The 21,185-nt window shown below is 52.5% G+C and carries 19 protein-coding genes; 3 read left to right on the plus strand and 16 right to left on the minus strand.

The features are described 5' to 3' along the window. Positions 1-42: 42 nt before the first annotated feature. The 16 genes from THS27_RS17260 to THS27_RS17335 all read right to left on the minus strand — a co-directional run bounded on the left by THS27_RS17260 (position 43) and on the right by THS27_RS17335 (position 16,902). Positions 43-750 (minus strand): Crp/Fnr family transcriptional regulator, encoded by a 708-nt coding sequence (locus THS27_RS17260; RefSeq protein ID WP_168184927.1) that lies wholly within the window; start codon positions 748-750, stop codon positions 43-45. Next, positions 728-1,459 carry a Crp/Fnr family transcriptional regulator gene (locus THS27_RS17265; RefSeq protein WP_085593099.1) on the minus strand — a complete coding sequence of 244 codons (732 nt, stop codon included), beginning with the start codon at positions 1,457-1,459 and terminating at the stop codon, positions 728-730. Before THS27_RS17265 ends, THS27_RS17260 begins: the two co-directional genes overlap by 23 nt. Before the next feature lie 105 nt (positions 1,460-1,564). Further along, entirely contained in the window at positions 1,565-2,233 is a 669-nt protein-coding gene (locus THS27_RS17270; protein ID WP_085593101.1) for a Crp/Fnr family transcriptional regulator, read from the minus strand. Between the two features lie 298 nt (positions 2,234-2,531). Next, positions 2,532-2,837, minus strand: a complete 306-nt coding sequence (locus THS27_RS17275; protein ID WP_139835626.1) for a cytochrome C oxidase subunit IV family protein — start codon at positions 2,835-2,837, stop codon at positions 2,532-2,534. Then, a complete protein-coding gene (locus THS27_RS17280; RefSeq protein ID WP_246833005.1) occupies positions 2,834-3,463 on the minus strand; it encodes a cytochrome c oxidase subunit 3 family protein in 630 nt (209 codons plus the stop codon). The genes THS27_RS17275 and THS27_RS17280 overlap by 4 nt, the downstream gene beginning before the upstream one ends. Next, complete coding sequence (locus THS27_RS17285; protein ID WP_085593105.1) at positions 3,460-5,430, minus strand: nitric oxide reductase activation protein NorD; 1,971 nt, start codon at positions 5,428-5,430, stop codon at positions 3,460-3,462. The genes THS27_RS17280 and THS27_RS17285 overlap by 4 nt, the downstream gene beginning before the upstream one ends. 14 nt (positions 5,431-5,444) lie before the next feature. Then, a complete protein-coding gene (locus tag THS27_RS17290; protein ID WP_085593107.1) occupies positions 5,445-6,254 on the minus strand; it encodes a CbbQ/NirQ/NorQ/GpvN family protein in 810 nt (269 codons plus the stop codon). A 126-nt stretch (positions 6,255-6,380) separates the two neighbouring features. Then, positions 6,381-7,724 carry a cbb3-type cytochrome c oxidase subunit I gene (locus THS27_RS17295; RefSeq protein WP_085593109.1) on the minus strand — a complete coding sequence of 448 codons (1,344 nt, stop codon included), beginning with the start codon at positions 7,722-7,724 and terminating at the stop codon, positions 6,381-6,383. Positions 7,725-7,751: 27 nt separating this feature from the next. Then, positions 7,752-8,204: a cytochrome c gene (locus tag THS27_RS17300; RefSeq protein ID WP_085593111.1), complete on the minus strand. Its 453-nt coding sequence runs from the start codon at positions 8,202-8,204 to the stop codon at positions 7,752-7,754. A 276-nt stretch (positions 8,205-8,480) separates the two neighbouring features. Continuing rightward, on the minus strand, positions 8,481-9,875 hold the full coding sequence (locus tag THS27_RS17305) for a M20 family metallopeptidase (RefSeq protein ID WP_085593113.1): 1,395 nt from the start codon (positions 9,873-9,875) through the stop codon (positions 8,481-8,483). A gap of 18 nt (positions 9,876-9,893) precedes the next feature. Further along, entirely contained in the window at positions 9,894-11,468 is a 1,575-nt protein-coding gene (locus tag THS27_RS17310; RefSeq protein WP_085593115.1) for a gamma-glutamyltransferase family protein, read from the minus strand. A gap of 50 nt (positions 11,469-11,518) precedes the next feature. Further along, a complete protein-coding gene (locus THS27_RS17315; protein ID WP_085593116.1) occupies positions 11,519-12,490 on the minus strand; it encodes an ABC transporter ATP-binding protein in 972 nt (323 codons plus the stop codon). Continuing rightward, on the minus strand, positions 12,487-13,515 hold the full coding sequence (locus THS27_RS17320) for an ABC transporter ATP-binding protein (protein ID WP_085593118.1): 1,029 nt from the start codon (positions 13,513-13,515) through the stop codon (positions 12,487-12,489). Before THS27_RS17320 ends, THS27_RS17315 begins: the two co-directional genes overlap by 4 nt. Positions 13,516-13,531: 16 nt before the next feature. Next, the gene (locus THS27_RS17325; RefSeq protein ID WP_085593120.1) at positions 13,532-14,431 is read right to left on the minus strand and encodes an ABC transporter permease; all 900 of its coding nucleotides are present in this window, start codon (positions 14,429-14,431) and stop codon (positions 13,532-13,534) included. A 1-nt stretch (position 14,432) separates the two neighbouring features. Next, a complete protein-coding gene (locus THS27_RS17330; protein WP_085593121.1) occupies positions 14,433-15,350 on the minus strand; it encodes an ABC transporter permease in 918 nt (305 codons plus the stop codon). Between the two features lie 31 nt (positions 15,351-15,381). Next, positions 15,382-16,902, minus strand: coding sequence for an ABC transporter substrate-binding protein (locus tag THS27_RS17335; RefSeq protein ID WP_085593123.1), 1,521 nt, complete (start codon positions 16,900-16,902; stop codon positions 15,382-15,384). 166 nt (positions 16,903-17,068) lie between these two features. Here THS27_RS17335 and THS27_RS17340 point away from each other — a divergent pair, with 166 nt between their 5' ends. From THS27_RS17340 to THS27_RS17350, 3 genes are all read left to right on the plus strand, one after another. Next, positions 17,069-17,848: an IclR family transcriptional regulator gene (locus THS27_RS17340; RefSeq protein WP_085593125.1), complete on the plus strand. Its 780-nt coding sequence runs from the start codon at positions 17,069-17,071 to the stop codon at positions 17,846-17,848. Positions 17,849-18,567: 719 nt separating this feature from the next. Beyond that, on the plus strand, positions 18,568-20,049 hold the full coding sequence (locus THS27_RS17345) for a sugar ABC transporter ATP-binding protein (protein ID WP_085593127.1): 1,482 nt from the start codon (positions 18,568-18,570) through the stop codon (positions 20,047-20,049). A gap of 67 nt (positions 20,050-20,116) precedes the next feature. Next, positions 20,117-21,136, plus strand: a complete 1,020-nt coding sequence (locus THS27_RS17350; protein WP_246833006.1) for an ABC transporter permease — start codon at positions 20,117-20,119, stop codon at positions 21,134-21,136. Positions 21,137-21,185: the final 49 nt, after the last annotated feature.

Raw genomic sequence — 21,185 nt, forward strand, 5'->3', positions numbered from 1 at the left:
ACGTAAATAAAGTCTTTCCACATCCCGGCTGGATCAATTTTTTCAACTTGCATTCAGGGCTGATTGTTCCAGAATTTTACGGTCAAGAATTTTCAGATGTGTTCCTTTGGCAATGGCGCCTGCCGCCTCAAGTTTACGTAAAGACCGGGAAAACGTTTCCGGCGTCACACCAATCAGACTGGCGATTTGACGTTTTTCGGGATAGGCAACATGGCTACCACCATTTGGCTGAGCTGCGCTGCTCCTACCCTCAAAATCAATCAGAAACGATGCTATGCGTTGCAAGGGTGTGGTGTGGCGAAGCTGGTATAATTCGCCCAGAAAAAACCGTTCCCATTCTATCAGGCGAACAAGAACGTCGATTGACGCCTTGGGTGTTTCACGCAAAAGCGCAATGCACGCCTCGCGGGGAATAAGGACAACTTCACATTCTTCCATTACCTGGCAATTAACCGGATATGTTGCACCGGCCAGCGAAACCGCCTCGGCGAAAGCACCTGGCCGGGTTAGAAAATGCATGACGGTTTCTTCGCCATGTGCCGAAATTTTAACAAGCCGTAACTTGCCAGACAGCAAAAAATATAGATGTTCGGCAACGTCACCCGCCTGAAACAGATATTCGCCAACAGCACGGCGTTCAACCCGGCACTTAACGATCAGACTGCGAAAAATCTGCTTTCCCAATGCTGAAAACAAAGGGGCCGTTGCGACAAGATCACATTCTGTTTCAGACAGCGGTCTTGAATGCATTTTCATCCCCTTCATTTCCTGCAAGACCACACCATTCCGCCAGGGCCTGCATGTTGGCAATGCGAACGATATGCCCTTTGGAATGCTGGGAAACCCCGACTTCAGCAAGTTTTTTAAACGCCCGCGATATGGTTTCGCTGGTCATGCCAAGTTTGCGCGCCAATGCCGATTTTTCCAAGGTCAGTGGTATTTCATATACCCCGTCAACCAACACGGCATCGGCCAGAAAATAAATTCCCAAACGCTGTGCTGCCGACCGGCATTTAAGTTCTTCGGCCTGTCGTAACATCTGGCACAGCCGTTCCGTCATCGCCGACATCATGGTAAGAGCACGGTCAAAATGGTCCGCCAGGAAATCCGAGAAACCCTGTCCGTCAATGCGAATTGCCGTTGTTGCTTCAAGTGTACGCACCGAAATGGCATAGGCCCCTTCAGGCACAAGTGCACACTCTCCAACCAATTGCCCGTTCCCTAAAAGGTCAATCAGCCCGCTTTTACCGTTATGATTTTCAAACGATAGCTCGACATGTCCGTTCACTATCAAAAAAAGGGCCAAGGCCGGCTCGCCAGACGAAATCATTTCTGTATTCGCATCCAGACGGACCCATTCGCACAGGTTTGCCAGTTCCAGAATATCTTCCTGCGGCCATGTTCGGAAATACGTCGCAAAGCGAAGAACACCAGCGATACGTTCTAAATCGGTTATCATGACATAATCCGTGACACGTATACGGTTGTAAACTGTATTCACTCTAACATTGCAGGGGTATGTGGGCCTTGTTCCATATCAAGCCGGTGAAACCACCATGTGTTATCACTGCGCAAACCGGATCAGACCATCCCGGTCCAGAATGGTCATGTCGGCATCGCGTTCAATAAATCCGTCGTCCTCAAGCCTGCGCAGGGCGCGTGAAAACGTTTCCGGCGTCACACCAATTCGATTGGCAATAATATGTTTGGGAACCGACAATTTGTCGTCATCCTCGTGCGCCAGTAAAAAGCCTGCCAGCCGTTGTGAAGGGCTGCGTTGCCGCAAATCATGTAATTCCTGATAAAAGAAACGTTCCCGTTCGATCAGCGACTGGATCATACGTCCAATCATGGCGCGGTCTGCCTTCAAGTGCGCAACAAACTCGCTTTTACTAATCGCAACAACCTCGCTTCCAGGGGCACATTCTGCCGAAACCGGGTAATTTTGCCCGGCCAGGACCACCGCCTCGGCAAGGGGTTCCCCTGCTGCCACCAAATGAAAAAGCGTTACCCGGCCATCGCCAAGAACACGAAACAACCGCACCTGGCCTTTAACCACGATAAAGAATTTATCCGCCGCCTCGCCTTCGCTAAATAAAATCTGACATGCAGGATAAATATTTACCGCCGTGCCGCTAATCAGATCTGCAATCTCTGGCCGGGAAAAAGTTGACATAATGGCAACATTGGAAATCAGGTCATAATCAGCGGCAACCAGGTTTCGGCGTGACATTGTTCATGCTCCCTGACAAATACGACAGAAAACAGGCACCGCATAGCGGTCAAAAATACATCCGCACAAAACACCGCTATTTGCCCGTTTTCAAACCGAAAATATTATAAGAATTCAAAAGGAAGGAAGTTACAATGCGCAACCGCAATTTATCTCGTCATTTAGAGCACGTCTTCCCCGGAAGTTGCTTGCTTCGGGCCAGGAGAGACATCTGCTCATTGCACTAATTTTCAACTATCTATAGGCACAGGGGCCTATTGCCGCCAAAAGACCGCTTTCCTGTTGTGATCAGATAGCATCACCGGCTGATCATTATGATCGCCGCCTGGGCCGCAAGAACACCCGCAACAATCACACTCAAAAATGCGGCAAATAACCCGGTCCAACTGCCCTGAGCATTTCGCAACCCCAGATAAAACCGCAAAATCAGCCATGCCTTGCAACTCGCGACTGCCATAACAACAGCAACAGGCAAAAACCGGGACAAAAATGCCCCGCCCGGTAGATGTTCCAATGTTGCGGTCAAAGCAAGGATCGTTGCCCCGCTGGCAACAGCCCAAACCATTGTTGCAGTTCGCGCAGAAACGGCTTTATGTTCCATCATCGCACCAGATAAATTACCGGAAAAACCAGCACCCAAATCAGATCGACCATATGCCAGAACGCCGTGCCTGTTTCGATATTGACCCGGCTGGGCCACATGCCAACCACACATAAAATGCCCAGTCCCATCACCACATGCAGGGCGTGAAAGCCCGTGATCAGAAAATAAAGGGTGAAAAACGTGCTGGTATCGATGGTGATGCCAGCATTAATTTTCGCGCCATATTCAACCAGCTTAACAACCAAAAAAACCAGCCCAAGCAACGCCGTGCCGCCCAGCCATATTCGACAGGACAGAATTCTTTTCCGTTCCATCGCACGCATGGCAAAAACCGCAGATAAACCGCTGCTGAGCAAAATAATGGTATTGATCCCCCCGGCTAACGGACTTAAATGCAACTGGTCGGCTGCAAACCTGGCGGGGTCCATAATCCGCACTGCGGAAAAAACCAGCAAGAACGCCCCAAACACCACAAGTTCGGATAAAATCAGTACCCACATCAACGGATGACCGGGTAAAAATTCCAGCCCGCCCCACCCGCTTGTATCTTCGTTTCCTTCGGGCGATGCTATCCCGGCGGCATCATCACAAACCGGGCAATCAGCGGTATTTTTATCACCCATCATTGCACAAGCTGCCTGTAGATGCGTGGCAGGGCCGCTGGCAAATTTTCAAGCGTGCCGACAATGGCATGGCCCGCTGCGCCAAAAATATAGGGGAAATAATCCTGTGCCTTGCGATCCACCGTAACCCCGAACAAAGCCAGCCCGTTACGGCGACATTCCCGAACCGCCCGGCGGCTGTCTTCAATGCCATAACGGCCTTCATAGTGGTCAACATCGTTGGGTTTGCCATCGGTAATCACCAGCATCAGACGGTTTTGATGCGGGCGGTCGGCCAGCAATTTTCCGGTATGGCGAATAGCCGCCCCCAACCGGGTATAATAGCCTGGCCGCAATGCCTGAATGCGCTTTTGGCACAAAGGCGACCAATCTTCGGCAAATTCCTTAATAGCATTGATCCGCACCCAGTCGCGGCGGCGCGAGGTAAAACTGAAAATACCAAATTCATCACCACACACATCCAGCCCGCTCGCCAGAACCGACAATGCCTGTTTTTCAACGTCCAGCACCCGATGATCCTTGACCCAGGCATCGGTCGACAGGGATACATCAATTAAAACCGCAACTGACAGATCACGCGCCCGACGCACATGATCCAGATAAACACGGCTGTTTAACTCGCCCGTCGCACTTTGATCACATCGCGCCCGCACCAGGGCTTCCAAATCAAGTTCCGCCCCTTCAAGTTGCCCGCGCAAAACCTCGTTACGGGGTCGAAAGGCTTCGAACTGGCGGCGCACGCGACCAATTTGCCGTTGTTCGGTCTCATCGGGGTGCCACATGCTGGCGTCATCTTGTGCATCACTGGCAGCCTGCACGATAACTTTGCAATAATCAGGACGGTACGCCTGTTGGCGGTAATCCCATTCGGGGTAAACCCATTGGCCGGTTATGCGTCCGTCATCGGCCCCGGCAGGCGGTAAATCCAGATCAAACCGCAGTTTGGTTGCCGCCTTGCGCTTGCAGTCGGAAATTTCCATTTCCTCAAGCTCGTCAGCGGCCTTTTTGGCGTCCTCGGCATCTTCATCGTCCATCGGGCGGTTAACATTAACCATTTCAGCAATCGACAGAATTTTTTCAAACCGGTTTAACGCCAGCGGGTCGTCCCGCCCTGCCTGATCATTTTTGCGTCGTCGCGCATTTTTTTTCCGATCCCGGTCCCCATCGGCGGATTCCGCCTCCGCATCGTCCTCATCGCCATGCTTTCGCATCGTTGTACCGGTAAAATAGACCTCTCCCCACAAGGGTACCGGCAAAAACGGCGCATATCGCCCTGGCTGCCGCACATCTGCTTTTGGTAACAATTCGGGCATTGCAGAATCTGACGGGTGCCGGATAATCAACTGCCATAAATCGGGCTGTTGCCCCCTCAGGTTGCGCTGTAAAATTGCCAAAACGCAGGTTTCAACCTGCTGTTCCCCTTTGGGCAACACACGCTGTGGCCGTAAATCGACAAAGGCATCATACAACCGCCTGCGCATTGCCATAATGCCGGGAAACAACCGGCATAGCGTAACATCGGTGCGATAAGCCCGGCGCAACCGGGCGATATCGACATCAAAAGGACTGGCGGATGGCGCCGTTATTACAGCTTGCCGTGCCGAGGCCGCAAACCATGCCATCAACCATATATAAAGATCACGGTTTAGCGCACGCGACGGAAACAGCGACAGTGCTGGTGGCAGTTTAACCGCCATTTCCGTCATTTCTGCCACGGCGATTTGTTCATCAACCAAACCAATCTTTTGGCGCCAACCTAAACGGTGCCCGGATACCCGCTTGTCGATCTGGGCAAATTCAAGGGCCGGGTCCCCGCCAAGGGCGCGAAATATGACTGGCAAATATCCCCGTACGTCGGCAAAGGCAACCGCACAGGATTTATGGTCAACATAACTTTCCTGATTGTGCGAAGCCAGCCGGTGCCACAGCATCCCGATTTGTTCTTCAAATTCCAGAAAATCAAAAGCCATTTAAGCCTCCTGGCCTAACCACGGATAATGGCAATGGCTTCGCGCAGCCCGGCCTTGATGTCAGCATCATCTGACAGTGGCTCGATAATCGCTGCGGCCACAGCATTGTCAAAATCGACCCCCGCCATCAACAGGGTTGCACAATAAACCAGTAAACGGGTGGAAGCGGCTTCTTCCAGATCAATACCCGAAAGTTTGCGAATATTGCCTGCGATACGCACCAGTATTGCCGCACGATCGCGGTCAATGCCGGTTTCACACATGATGACGACTGTTTCGCTTTCGGGATCGGGAAAATCAAATTCCATCGCCAAAAAACGCTGCCGGGTAGAGGGCTTAAGCTGTTTTAACAGGTTCTGATAACCGGGGTTATATGACACCACCAGCATAAAGCCGGGCGGAGCCTGCAAAACTTCACCGGTACGATCAAGCGGCAAAATACGCCGGTCATCGGTTAACGGGTGCAACACCACGGTGACATCCTTGCGCGCCTCAACCACTTCATCGAGGTAACAAATGCCACCAGTTCTCACCGCACGGGTCAAGGGTCCATCGGCCCAAACCGTTTCCCCACCTTTGATTAAAAACCGCCCGGTCAAATCGGCAGCAGTTAAATCGTCGTGGCAGGACACAGTATAAAGTGGCACGCCCAGCCGGGCGGCCATGTGGCTGACAAAGCGGGTTTTGCCACAGCCGGTCGGCCCTTTAAGCAACAAGGGAAGTTGTTGGGCAAAAGCGGTTTCAAACAGGCGTTCTTCGTTGCCCGTTGCATGATAAAACGGAACATCATCCACAACAGGGCTTTCTTTATAGATAACAGACATTTGCATGTACCCGGCAAAACAGGAAGATCAAAAGATAACGACCGGTCCACACGTGAACCGGCCCTTATCCGCGACGTGTCTATGACCAAGGGGAGCATGGACGACGACACGTTGCCTTGACTTTAGTCACATTCCAGATTGGCGACCTGTAGCATTTGCCAACCGTTGGCGCGGTGCCACCACCAGCGACCATATGATCAGGCTGACACCTAACAAAACCACCACCCCGGCCCCAAGTCGCATCCAGTAGAACAACTGAATCTGGTCTTGCACTTCCATATAGGCCATGCCCAGAACACGCTGAAGATGAACCTGCACAATCCCGGCGAAGGTCAAAGTAAAGGTCATGAAAGCCATGCCGCTGGTCGTAATCCAGAAGCCCCACATGTTAAGTTGCTGGTTATAGGGCGCGCGCCCCCGCAAATACGGCAAGGCATAAGTGAAGATCGCCAGATTAAGCATCACATAGGCCCCGTAAAAGGCCAGATGCCCGTGTGCAGCCGTAATCTGGGTGCCGTGGCTGTAATAATTGATCGAGGAAATGGTGTGCATGAACCCCCACACCCCGGCCCCGAAAAATGCCATAACGGAACACCCCAGCGCCCACAACAAGGCCGCCTTGTTGGGATGTTCGCGGCCCCCTTTCCACACCATGTAAAAACAGAACACGACCATGGCGAAAAACGGCACAATTTCCAATGTGGAAAACACATTGCCAATCCATTGCCAATAACCCGGTGTGCCGATCCACAAATAATGGTGGCCGGTCCCAAGGATGCCGGTAAACAGACTAAGCGACACCATGACATACAGCCATTTTTCGATCACTTCGCGGTCAACCCCGGTCATCTTGATCATCAGGAAGGCCAGGATAGAGGCCATGATCAGTTCCCAAACACCTTCGACCCACAGATGGACAACATACCACCAGTACATTTTATCGACGGCAAGGTTACCCGGATTGTAAAAAGCAAACAAAAACAGCAAGGCAACAAACCACAACCCGACAATCAGAACATTTGAAATCGCGGTTTTACGGCCTTTAAGCAAAGTAAGCGTTGAATTGTACAGAAAGATCAGGGCGACAACGACAATCGCAACCTTGATCGGCAAGGGTTGTTCAAGAAATTCCCGGCCTTCGTGAATGCCCAGAATATAACAAACAACCGCCGCCAAAGCCGCCGCCATGAACAGCCAGAACTGAATGATCGCCAACCTGGGGCTGTGAATTTCCGTTTCGCATTCTTCGGGCAACAAATAATATGCCGCGCCAAAATATCCCATCAACAACCACACGATCAGTGCGTTGGTATGAATCATGCGGATAACGTTAAACGGCAAAAGTTCCGATAAGAAGTTTGGAAAAACATAAACTGTGCCCGCAACAACACCGAACAGAATTTGGGCTGCGAACAATGTCAGGGCACCATATATGTAATATAGTGCTACCTTTTGGGATTGATATTTCATTGTGGCCTCGTTTCCATCAGCATCACGTTATCCCGCCTCGTTTGGCGGCCAGCCCTGGGTGTTGATTTCACTTGTCCATTTCAAAAAATCGACAAGTTCATCCAGCTCCTGATCTGACAGATTGAATTGTGGCATCTGGCGGCGGCCTTCGACGCCGCTGGGCTGAGATTGCATCCAGGCTTTTAACGAATCACGCGCGCCTTCCGGGTCTTCCTTGCCGCCATACCGCACCCAGACATTGCCAAGTTCCGGGGCGAAGTAAGCCCCCTCGCCCAAAAGGGTATGGCAATTAATGCAGGCATGACGTTCCCAGATATGCTTGCCTGCCACAACAGACGGCGTCAGTTCATCCTCGTTGGTGGAGGTGGTGACGATGTAATTGTGACTTTGGAAAGTCAGCCCGAGAAAGATGACCAGGAAGAAGATCGTGCCGCCGTAGAAAATATTTCGCGCGGCGGATTTTGTCAGACGTTCCGACATGTGAACGGATCCTCACTCCGATTGAAATTTCGAAACCGTTCTGTCGCCAAAACGGTACTGTGAAATCATTTATCGGATAAGGATCTGACACCTTGACGATGGTCAAATGGTTGATCGTGGCAGTCTGCGGTGCCGTTTCTAACCATCGCTTGATTGTTTTCATTACATAACAAACAAAAACCCCGCTGACCGGTTTTGGTCAACGGGGCTTTCACGTTACCGGTCCCACATAAAACACACCTGACACAGGTCTGTTCTAGCAGCAGCACAGAACAATTATTCAGGCACAGTCGCAGTTTCACCAATATCCCAGAACACACCCGCCATGATCTGCAAGGCTTCGCGGCTAAGCCCCTTTAAAATATGTTCATTTGGGGCATGCTGCGAACATGCGGCATAGGAATGCGGGATCCATACCGTGGGCATCCCCAAAATATAGGCAAATGTTTCATTGGGAAGCGACCCGCCCAGATTGGGCAGAATTGCCGGCGATTTTCCCGTTGTACGCATAATCGATTCCCGCGTCCATGACACCCAGGGATGGTCGGGATCCAGACGGGTTGCTTTGAAAAAGCCCTTCTCGGCCGGTACAATTTCGATGTCGGTGAAACCGTGCTGATCGAGATGACGGCGCAACGCAGGTAAAATATCATCAGGGTTGGTGCCGACAACATACCGCAACTGGCAATGGGCAATCGACCACGGGGCGATCGCATTTACCGGTTTTTCCGGGTCGCCACTTTTCATCGCCAGAATGGCAAAGCTGTTCCAGCCAAAAACCTTCTCAGCAAGGCTAAGGCTTTCTTCCCCCCAGTCGGGATCAATTTTGGGGCCGGTGGGGTTTTCGGTAATGGCACAATCTTTTAACGCCTTGCGCACGGGGTCGGTCAGGCTATCGGGCCGCCATTCGGGAATCTGGATTTGCCCGCGCACATCCGTGATTGTTGCCAGCGCATGGGACAGAACCATACCCGGGTCCTTGAGCAAGCCCCCCCAGTTACCCGAATGGTGACCACCCTCGCGATATCTCAGCGACAGGGCAAAATTGATCGCCCCGCGTGATCCCATAAACATAGTCGGGCGATCCGCACTCAGGCGCGGCCCGTCTGACGCAATCAAAACATCGGCGGCAAACAGGTCCCTGTTTTGTTCAAACAGTTCCGCCAACCCCGGCGACCCTGTTTCCTCGCCGGTTTCAATGATCACTTTGCAGTTAAAACCAAGCCTTCCGCGTTCCTCAATAACAGCCCGCAAGGCAGCAAGATTAATGCAATGCTGCCCTTTGTTATCGGCTGTTCCGCGCCCGTAAATACGGTCATCTTCCACCGTGATTTTAAACGGGTTTAAACCTTCACGCCATTCACCTTCCTGTCCCAAAATCACATCGCCATGGCCATATGTAAGGATGGTAGGCAAATCGTCGCCTTCGTGACGTTGTGCAAACAAAAAAGGGCCAAACCCGGTTTTTGGATTTTCGATCACACGGGTGGAAAATTCCATTCCGCGTAGCATCGGTATCATTTTCTCGTCCAGATAACGTTGCAATTGGTCCGCACGCGCCGGGTTCTGGCTTTCGCTGGGAATTTCCACAAGTGCCGTCAGCTCGCGAAGAAAACCTCCATCGTCAAAATATCGGGTAATACGCTCAATTGCCTGTTCACGGGTGGTCATATTCACTGTTTCCTTTTCTTATTTATGCTTTTCCGCCACCGCATCGCCCCATGGCGACATGATTTCGGTCGCGCCGTAATTCACATTCCCGGCCCGCTCAACCCCGGCAGGGCAGGCAAAGGCATAAGGAAACATCGTGCGTCGCGTAGTTACGGTTGGGTAATGCTGCTGTAATTGCGTAAGAATTTCATCAGGCAGGCTTTGGTCGGCAATAACAGTATCGCCGCCACTGCTGTCGATACGTTGCTGATGTATCGCCTCTTCCAGCGTCATGCCAAAGTCGGTCATAAAGGATGTCAGTTGCAAGATTGCGGGTAAAATCTTGCGCCCGCCCGATGCCCCAATGGCAAAGCGTCGGCCATTCATCTCGCCCAGGGCCGGGCAAACATTCATCAGGCAGCGTTTCGACGGGGCCAGTGAGTTGGGTTTGTCCTTTTCCGGATCAAACCACAAAATGCCGTTATTCATCAAAAGCCCGCTTTGCGGCAACACAACCTTGGAGCCAAAAATTGACAACAAAGTTTGGGTAACCGCAACCATATTGCCATGACGATCGACCACACTGAAATGGGTGGTACAGGTCGGGGCGCGGTCGTCGTTAATATCCCCCATTTCACGCAGGCGACGATGATATGTTTTGCGCAACGCGTCGACATAGGCAAGATAGGCCTGCGCACCGGGTCGATCCCCGCTAAAGGTTTGCTGGCCCAAAATTTCAAGGCATTCGGCCAGGTTCTCGCCAGCGGTTAAATGCGCAGGTGCAAACACCCTGCCGCCACGATAACTAACGTCCAGCGGAGACTGAATTTCAGCACGATAATCACGCAAATCCTGCGCGCTCAGGCACCCGCCAGCGTCCTGCACATCGGCAGCCATTTCGTGGGCAAGGTCCCCTTCATAAAATTCGCGCGGGCCCTTTTCCGCCAGGCGACGCAGCGTTCCTGCCATCGCCGACATATCAATGCGTTTGTCCGAAAGGGCAGTCCACCCTGCAATGGTCGGCCATTGACCATCTTCAAGATAGGTCTTTGCAGCGGCCGGATTTTTTGCCAACTCACGGGTGCTCGAAGCAATAATCAGGGCAGCATACCAATCCACATGTAGACCTTCATCGGCAAACTTAACCGCCGGGCCTAGCAGGTCACGCCAGGCCAGCTTGCCAAATTTACCGTGGGCGGCTTCCATACCCGCCACCGTACCTGGCACTGCGATAGCGGTTGCACCAACCTGATTACGATCGTCAACCACATGCGACCATGGAAACAAATCGCCCGCCTTGCCCTGCCCCGACAAAGGATAATCGGCCGGGTTAAGCCCTGCGGGCGACCGCATGCCAAAATATACCGTATAGGCGCGGTCTTCGTCGGCGCGGTAAACCATCATCGCGCCCCCGCCGGCAGGGCCGCTCATCCAGGGTTCAAGAACCCCCATGGCAAAGGATGTGGCAACAGCCGCATCAACCGCGTCGCCGCCCTCGGCAAGGATCGCGGCACCGGCTTCTGCACCTCGTTTGTGCTGGGCCGCAACGATCCCGCCATTGGCACTTCTGGTTGCGGGCTTGCGAATGATTTGAGAATTGGAAAAACTGTCCATTATCTATGCTTCTTGTTGGGCCAGATCATAAGGAAACGATAGTCTCGCCCCTAACTTTCGGCATAAAGGTGACATTCCACACGGCGAAGCTCTTCACGTAAACAGGGCGGTGCCGTTGTCGAACAAATATCCATTGCTTTCGCGCAGCGCGGGTGAAAATGGCACCCGCCGGGCGGGTCAATCGGGTTAGGATAAACTGCGCCCAAATGATTTTCGGGAACCCCCAAAAACGGGTCGGGTGTCAGCACTGATTCCAGCAAGGCAGAACTATAGGGATGGCGCGGTTCGGCAAATAACGGGGCCGCCGCAGATTCCTCGACCACCCGGCCAAGATACATCACCGCAACCCGGGTCGCGAGATGTTCGATTACCGCAAGGTTATGGCTGATAAACAAATAAGTCAGGCCAAGTTCATTCCGTAAATCAACCAGAAGATTAAGAATTTGCGACTGTACCGACACATCAAGCGCGGATGTCGGCTCGTCACAAATGACGATCTCGGGTTTCATGATCAGGGCACGCGCAATGGCGACACGCTGGCGTTGCCCCCCGGAAAGCTGATTGGGGAAACTGCGTAAAACGCGCTTGGGCAAACCAACAAAATCAAGGATATCGGTCGTTTTTTTGTCCCATTCACGGGCATTGCCAATTTTATGCACCCGCAATGGCAGGGAGATGATATCGGCAATACTTTTGCGCGGGTTCAGCGAAGAATACGGGTCCTGAAAAATCGGCTGAATACGGCGCGCCAGATACGAACGATCCTGTGTGCCGATATCTTGTCCATCAACCAGTACCTGACCGTGGGTCGGTTTCTCAAGACCAAGAAGAATACGCGCAATCGTGCTTTTTCCGCAGCCGGATTCCCCAACCAGGCCAAGAACTTCACCTTTGTTCAAACGCAAATCAACTTCGTTAACCGCCTTTAACGGCTTGCGTTTGCCAAACATGCCCTGCCTGATCGAGAAAATCTTTGAAACGTTTTTCAGTTCAAGAACAGCTGTTTCATGAGAGGAGGTCATAGGCGGCCCTCGCTTTGGCTGGTGGTGTTGATCTCGCCAGACGCCGAAAATTGCGTTTGACTGTTGTCATGCACACACCGGTAAAGGTGACCTTCAACACTGGCACGTTCGGGAATGTCATGCGCGCAGGCATCAATCGCAACATCGCACCGCCCGCGAAAGGCACAGCCCTGTGTCTTGCCAATCAGCGAAGGGACAATACCGGGAATTGACCCCAAATGTTCACCAGGTTTGGTTTTGCCCGGCACCGGAATACAACGTAACAAGCCACGGGTATAAGGGTGCTGTGGCGCGGTAAACACGTCCTTTGAACTGCCCGATTCAATCACCTCGCCCGCATACATAATGGCCACTTTGTCGGCAACGCGGGCAACAACGCCCAGATCATGGGTGATCAAAATCATCGCCATGTTCATTTCGCGCTGCAAATCGACCAGCAATCGCAAAATTTGCGCCTGGATCGTCACGTCAAGGGCGGTTGTGGGTTCATCCGCAATGATCAGGTCGGGTTCGGCCATTAACGCCATTGCAATCATCACGCGCTGGCGCAACCCGCCGGATAATTGATGGGGGTATTGTTCCAGCCGGCTGGCCGCTGCCGTAATGCCAACTTTTTCCAGCAATTCAATCGCGCGCGCCTCGGCTGCCTTCCGCCCCACCTTGCGGTGAAGCAACAATGCTTCGGTCAACTGATCGCCTATGGTATAAGCAGGGTTAAGCGACGTCATCGGTTCCTGAAAAATCATCGAAATCCGATCGCCGCGCAAACTGCGCATCTGCCGGTTTTTTGCCGATGACAAATCAATACCGGAAAATTCAAGCTTGTCGGCCCGGCGCTGGGCCATCTTGGGCAAAAGCCCCATAATCGCAAGCGACGTTAGCGATTTACCACTGCCAGATTCCCCAACGATACACAGGGTTTCCCCACGGGCGAGATCAAAATTCAGGCCCCGAACGGCATGAAGTGTTCCACCAGCCAGCGGAATATCAACCCTGAGATCGCGTACAGAGAGAATATTATCCATTGCTTCTCTCCTTTCCTTAATTGCGGTTTTCCGGAGCGGAGACATCGCGCAGGCCATCGCCCAGCAGATTAATCACCAACACCAGAACAAACAGCGCCACACCTGGAATGGCGATAAGCCACGGTTCAAACAGCAGCATCTTTTTGCCCTCGGCCACCATCAAACCCCAAGACGGGGTTGGTGGCTGCACACCCAGCCCCAAAAAGGAAAGGGCGGCTTCAAGCAGGATCGCGTGCGCCATTTCCAGCGTAACAACCACAATCAGGCTGTTAACGATGTTGGGCATAATTTCGCTAAAGACGATGCGTGAGGTCGAACAACCAATTGCACGTGCCGCATTGACATATTCCATAGACCGCAATTGCTGGGTCGAAGACCGCATCACCACCGCAAACCGGTCCCACAACAAAAGCCCCAGCACCAGAATGACGACCTGAAGCGATCCGCCGAAAACGGCAACCACAGCCAAGGCCACCAGAACCACCGGCATCGCAAGGCGCACATTGATGATAAAGGTCACCACGGTATCGACCTTGCCACCGAAATAACCTGCTGCAACCCCCATCAGGGTGCCAATCAGGCCGGAAATCAGGGCTGCAACGCCGCCAATCAACAGTGAAATACGGGCGCCATAAATCAAACGCGACAAATAATCACGGCCCAGATGATCGGTACCTAGCGGGTGATCCCACGTGCCTTTGTCAAACCAGACAGGCGGTTGCATCCGCGCCAGCAGGTTTTGGCTATATGGATCATGCGGGGCAAGAACAGGTGCCAGCAGGGCCACAATGCAAATTGCCGCCAAAACCACGCCCCCGAACATCAACCCGCGATGGCCGAAAATGCGCCCGCGCAGGACCTGCCCCGGTGTTGGGCCACTAAGGGCAGCCTCGACGGTTTCAATTGTTTTTGCCATGTCAGCCCACCCTCATGCGCGGGTCAAGCCACGCATTCAACAAATCGGAAAGGAAGGTAAAAACGATATAGAACAGCGCGAAAATCAGAATCAGGGCCTGCACGGTCGGCAAATCGTTACGCCCGATAGATTCCCAGGCCAGATACCCCGCCCCGTGCAGGGCAAAGATCGATTCAACCACAATTGATCCACCCAGCATGAACCCCATCTGTACAGCCGACAGGCTAACCACCGGGATGATGGCATTGCGAAGCGCGTGTTTGAACATAACCCGCATTTCACTTGCCCCTTTGGCCCGTGCCGTACGCACGTAATCCGCACTTAAAACATCGAGCATTCCGGCGCGTGTCAGGCGCATAATAGCGGGCATCGCGTAATAGCCCAGCACCACGGTTGGCATGACGAAATTCTGCCAGCCATCTGTGCCCGAAGGCGGCAGCAGCCGAAACTTGATGCTAAAAATCACCACCAGAACCAGGCCAAACCAGAAACTGGGCATGGCCTGCCCCATGACCGAAATAAACAGAGCAACCCGGTCAATCATGCTGTTGGGACGGACGGCGGCGGCAACCCCCAAAGGCACAGCCGTCAGAATGGCAAAGGTAATGCCACAAATGCCAAGTGTCATCGTGATCGATAACCGGTCGCCAATCAGTTGGGCAACAGGCAGTTGAAAGTAATAACTTTCACCAAAATCACCCCGAAGCGCACTAAAAAGCCAGTCAGCATATTGCACGATCAATGGCCGGTCGAACCCGTAAAAGGCGCGAATGGCCGCAATGTCTGCATCGGTAGCGGACTCTCCGGCAATTGCCGAAGCCGGATCCCCCGAAAGATGCAGCAAGGTAAAACTTAGCATCGAGACGGCAAGGGCAACCAATATGGCCAACCCCAGCCTTTTGAGTGTGTAAATCAACACCGTCCGTACCCCGTTTCTGGTTACCGGAAGTTTATTTCCAGCTCATCTGGAAGAACCGCGGAATAGCGTCCGTGGTTGGCGTGTAATCCAGATCCTTGGTGAAGACGTAGTTGGCGTTATAGGAGAACAAGGGCACCCAATAAGCCTGATCGGCAATCTTCTTGAAGGCCTTGGCGTAATATTCCTTACGCTTTTCAGGGTCGATGGAGCTATCGGCTACGTCCAGCCATTTCTTGATTTCTTCGTCACGGGCGGTATCAAGCGACCCGAGTTTGAAGAACTGGCTAACAATTGCCGATGCATCATTGATCGAATAGGACCCCCACGTCTGGAAAGACATCGGCGTACCTTGCTTCATGCGCAATTCACGCAATGCCGAATATTGCAAAAGTTTGAAATTGGTTTTGATACCAACCGCATTAAGGTAATTCGCAAGGGCTTCGGCATATTCGCGATCCCGATAGGCATAAAAATCGATGGTGAAACCATCGGGATATCCGGCCTCGGCCAGAAGTTCCTTGGCCTTCTCGGGATCATAATCGTATTTGGTGACATCGTCGGTGCAGCCAAACTGGGTGGGGAAACAGGCGGCGTCAACAACCTTGGATTTCCCTTTAAGCAACCCATCAACAATGGCCTGGCGGTCAATAGCATGGGCAACCGCACGACGCACCCGTACATCGGTCATCGGGTTTTTCTCGCCGGTGCGGCCGGCAGCATCCATGTCGATATAGCCAATGCGCATCGTGCTTTCATTGGCAACGGTGAACTGGTCCATTTCTTTAAGTTTTTCAGCCTGATCGGCCGGAACCTGCCAGATCCAGTCCAGGCCGCCGCTAAACAGTTCGGCAGCTTCGGTATTGATATCAGGGATGGTGCGAATATCAAGATGGCCGATTTTCGGCTGCCCCTTGGGGCTGTCCTTAAAGTAGCCATCAAATTTTTCCAGCACGAAATGCTTGCCCGGTTCTACCGACACAACCTTGTAGGGGCCGGTGCCAACCGGGTTCTGGCCCATGCCGCTGGGACCAACCTTGGCATAATATTCGTGCGGGTAAATCGGAACCGGGCCGGAAAGATATTCAAATGCAGCCGGGAACGGTGCCTTCAGGTGCAGGCGAACCTTGTAATCATCCAGCTTTTCCGTACTTTTCATCCAGTTGACGTTTCGCTGGGTTTTCACCCCATGCGCCGGGTCAACAACCCAGTTTACGGTGTAAACAACGTCATCAGCCGTAAAATCAGCCCCGTTATGGAACTTCACCCCCTTGCGCAGGTCCAGATCAAGGGTGACGTCATCAACCCATTTCCAGTCTGTTGCAAGGTTGCCCTTGTATTCGCCCGTTTCCGGATCGCGATACAACAGGCTGTCCCACACGGTACGCTGCATGATCACCCCTTCGCGGGATGAATTGAAGTAACCGTCGACGTTTTCAAGTTCTTTGGTGAACGAAATGTTAAGCGTGTCGTCTGCTTTACCGGCAAGGGCAGAACCCGAGGCGGCCAGCATCGTTAGGGCGAAAAGACTCGCCCCCTTAAGAACCGTCTTCATGATGCCTCCATGACATATATGTTTTTTGGTGACGGCGTTGTTCGCCGAAACATTTTGTATTATATTGTAATACAGATTACTGTATACCAATCAACGATAAGAAGCCTTGCGTTATGTGTCAAGCATCCTCGGCATGTAAAACGGCAAGCATTGGGGGAAGTTCAACATGACAGATCGCGAAAAACCGCGCCAAAACACGCTTTATGTGTCGTCACTGGAAAAAGGATTGCGCATTCTCGAGGTCTTTTCGGAAGACAGGCTGGAGCTTGGCCTTTCCGAAATTGCACGCGAAACAGCCCTGGACAAAAGTGCAGCACAGCGTTTTGTGAATACGTTGCATCAATTGGGTTATCTGGAAAAAAATGCCGAAACCCGCCGCTATCGGCCGTCGCTTAAATATCTCGACATGGCCTATGCCTATTTATGGTCGGATAATCTTGTACAGCTTGCCATGCCGCGTCTGATTGAGCTTAGCCGACAGCTCCAGCAAACCATCAACATGGCCCGCCCGATTGATCAACACATTATGTATGTGGTGCGCATTCCCGGTTATCGCACCAGTTACGGGGCATCGGTTATTGGTCGGCGGGTTCCCGCCCTAACCGCCTCATCCGGCCGCGTTATCCTCAGCCGTCGTGACGAGGAAACAATCACCAAATGCGTTAACGAGTGGCCGCTGAAACAGTACACACCCTGGACCACACTGGATCGCGGGAAAATCCTTGAAAGCATAATGACGTCTCGCGACAAAGGTTATTGCATGAGCGAACGCGAAGTGCTGCCCGACGAAATCAATATCGCCGCCCCGGTTTGTACGCTTGACGGAACACCCGTTGCGGCAATCCACTGCTCACTTCCTGTTATCCGCTGGACACGTGAAAAGGCGGAAGCCGAAATTGTCCCGCATATCGTCGAAACCGCACGGTCAATTTCACCTCCGCGCTAAAAAACGGGGACGGGCACAACACGCCAATTAAAGAAACCGCTTCCTCGCATTACGCGATGTTTGAATCCGCTATTGATAAACATCGGTTATTGGTCAGGAAATTGCCCACGCGGCGAAAAATCAATCCATCGCAAGATGGAGATGAACCCCAAACTTTATTACATCGGACATTTATGTCCGGGCTTCGGATTATTGGTTCTACTACCGGGCGATAACATTCGTATTACCGGGGTGCGATACCGAACCCACGCAGCTTTTCCCGAAGAAAGTCGCCCAAAACATTCAACCGCCGGAATTGACGACATCCTCCCGGATAAATTGGTCACGGGATTGATCGACCAAACCTGCCTGGTGCTTCCGGCAAAACTCCGAAACAGACACATGCTCCTCTGCCCAACACAGACTCACAAAGGTCTGTGCTTGGTTAAATCCATTCGTCTTCACCAAAATTTCCTTGTTTATTCAGCCCGGGAAAATTCGATTTTTGAAATTTATCATCCGCAAATAAGTTCACGTAACAGTAGAAAACACAATATCCGGAACCTCCATAACCCACTTAGTATACTGAATTAATTCATTAAAATTCATGTTTTTATTTTTGACACCTTTGCCTTGACAAAAGTCAGAGACTCTGGGAAATTTCATTTGTCAGACACGAACTAACAAATGTCAGGCCAATTAGGACTCACAAAAACGAGAGTCCAAGGTGGGAGGAAAATATGGGTCAGCTTTTGCTCGAAGCCACGGGCTTCCAAAAAGCGTTTAATGGCGTTCCCGCGCTTAAGGACGGGCGTTTCTCGCTGAAGGCGGGGTCCGTTCACGCGCTTTGTGGCGGGAATGGTGCCGGGAAATCCACTTTCCTCAAAATTCTGATGGGCATCCATCTGCGGGATGCCGGCGTTCTTAAGCGCAATGGCAAAGAAGTGGTTTTTGATGACCCTTCCGTCGCATTGGCAAACGGAATTTCGATTATTGAACAGGAACTCAGCCCTGTTCCGTCGATGTCGGTGGCTGAAAACATCTATCTGGGCCGCGAGCCAACCGGTTTTCTGGGATGTATTGATTTCAAGGCCATGAATGCGCAAGCGCAGGAATTGCTGGATGGCTTCAATTTTGGCATTCGTGCCGATACCCTCATGATGGATCTGACGGTAGCGCAAACCCAGCTTGTCGAGATCGCCAAGGCCCTGAGTTACAATGCCGAAGTCATCATTATGGATGAGCCAACCTCGGCCCTGGGCGAAGCGGAAGCCGACCAGCTTTTTGCAGCAATCGAAACCCTTAAATCGCACCAGAAGGGCGTGATTTATGTCAGCCATCGACTGTCTGAAATTTTTACGATCTGCGACAGCTATACCGTCCTTCGCGATGGCAGCTTTGTCGAAGCCGGTACGCTTGAGGATATTGATAAGGACCGCCTGATCAACCTTATTGTCGGCCGTCCCCTGGTTGAAGAATTCATCAAGGAAAACCGCGCCCAGGACCATGATGTTCTGCGTGTTACGGACCTTCGTGCCGATCGCAATGTACGCGACGTCAATTTCACGCTCCGCAAGGGTGAAATTCTTGCCCTTTATGGGTTAATGGGATCGGGACGTTCCGAAATATTTGACCGCCTTTTTGGTTTATCCGATGAAACGGCCGGTAACATCATGATTGAAGGCAAGCCCATCAAAATTGATGATCCCAAAGCCGCCATCGCAGCGGGTCTGGCTTATGTGACCGAAGACCGCAAGGGCTCGGGGCTGGTTTTAAGCGGCGATGTGCGGGAAAATCTGTGCCTGGCGACAGTCGATAAAATGTCGCCCTCCGGCATGATGAACAGTCGTGCCGAGGCAGCGGCGGCGAGCGGCATGATCGACAAGCTGAAAATCAAAACCGCGTCAGACCGGCTGGGCGTATCGAACCTTTCAGGTGGCAATCAGCAAAAAGTGGTTCTGGGCAAATGGTTTTTGACGGACCCGACGATCCTGTTGCTGGACGAACCGACACGCGGTGTCGATGTTGGCGCAAAACGCGAAATTTACCGGGTCATGTCTGATTTCGCCAGTAAAGGCGGCAGCATCATCATGATTTCATCCGAAACCGACGAGGTTTTGGGCATGGCTGACCGGGTCATCGTTATGCGCGATGGCCGCGTCGCCGGCGAAGTTGATCGGGCCGAAATGTCGGCTGAAAAATTACTGCATCTGGCTGCGTAGGGGCGTTGCGCCCCCGTCAAGGCATTGAAAATGCCAACAGCCCCGATGTACGAAAGGGAGAAATATCTTGGAACCGCAAATCAAGGGCAACGCACCGGCAGGTGTGGCGCAAAAATACACGTTGTCGGATCGCCTCGGATCCCAGGCACAACGATACGGTATTCTGATTGCGCTTGTGGTGCTTTGTATTGTTTTGTCCATTGTCAGCGACAATTTTCTAAGCTCGCGAAATATCATCAACGTCTTACGCCAAACCTCGATCAACGGGATTTTGGCAATCGGGATGACCTTTGTCATTCTCACACGCGGCATTGACCTTTCGGTCGGTTCCGTCGTTGCGCTGGCAGGTGTTGTTTCGGCCAGTTTTGCGACGACATCGGCTTCGGGCTTTATTCCCGGTGCACCTTACATGCCGTTAATTCCGCTGGTCATCGGCGTGCTGACCGGTGTTGCAATGGGGGCTTTATCGGGTATCGCCGTTGCACGCTATGCCGTACCGGCATTTGTCGCAACACTGGGCATGTTATCAGCGGCACGCGGTCTTACGCTGATTTATGCCGGTGGGCGCCCAATTCCGGCCCTGACCGATGGCTACCGCTGGATGGGAACGGGCGATATTATCGGCATTCCGATACCGATCATTCTGTTCGCCCTGGTCTTTATCGTTTCTCATTTCGTCCTGACCCGAACCCGCTTTGGCCGGCACATCTATGCCGTTGGCGGTAACCCCCATGCAGCCAAGGTCTCGGGGCTTTCGGTCAACCGTATCCGGTTTTGCGTTTACCTGATTTCGGGTGCCCTGGCGGGCATCGCCGGAATGGTATTGGCCGCACGCACAGGTTCTGCCTTGCCCCAGGCCGGCGTTGCCTATGAACTGGACGCAATTGCCGCCGTGGTAATTGGCGGAACCAGCCTGGCCGGTGGCGTTGGTCGGGTCAGCGGCACCGTAATCGGGGCCCTTCTGATCGGCGTGATGAATAATGGCCTCGATCTGCTCGGCGTCGAATCCTACTACCAGCAGGTTATCAAAGGCGGACTTATCGTCGCTGCGGTGATGCTGGACCGCTCGCGCCGAACCGAGAGCTGATAACCGCTCTCATCCAAATCGCTTCCGACAAAAACTGTTTCAATCAGCC

Origin of the sequence: Thalassospira sp. MCCC 1A01428 (genome assembly GCF_002115825.1) — a bacterium.
GTDB lineage: Bacteria > Pseudomonadota > Alphaproteobacteria > Rhodospirillales > Thalassospiraceae > Thalassospira.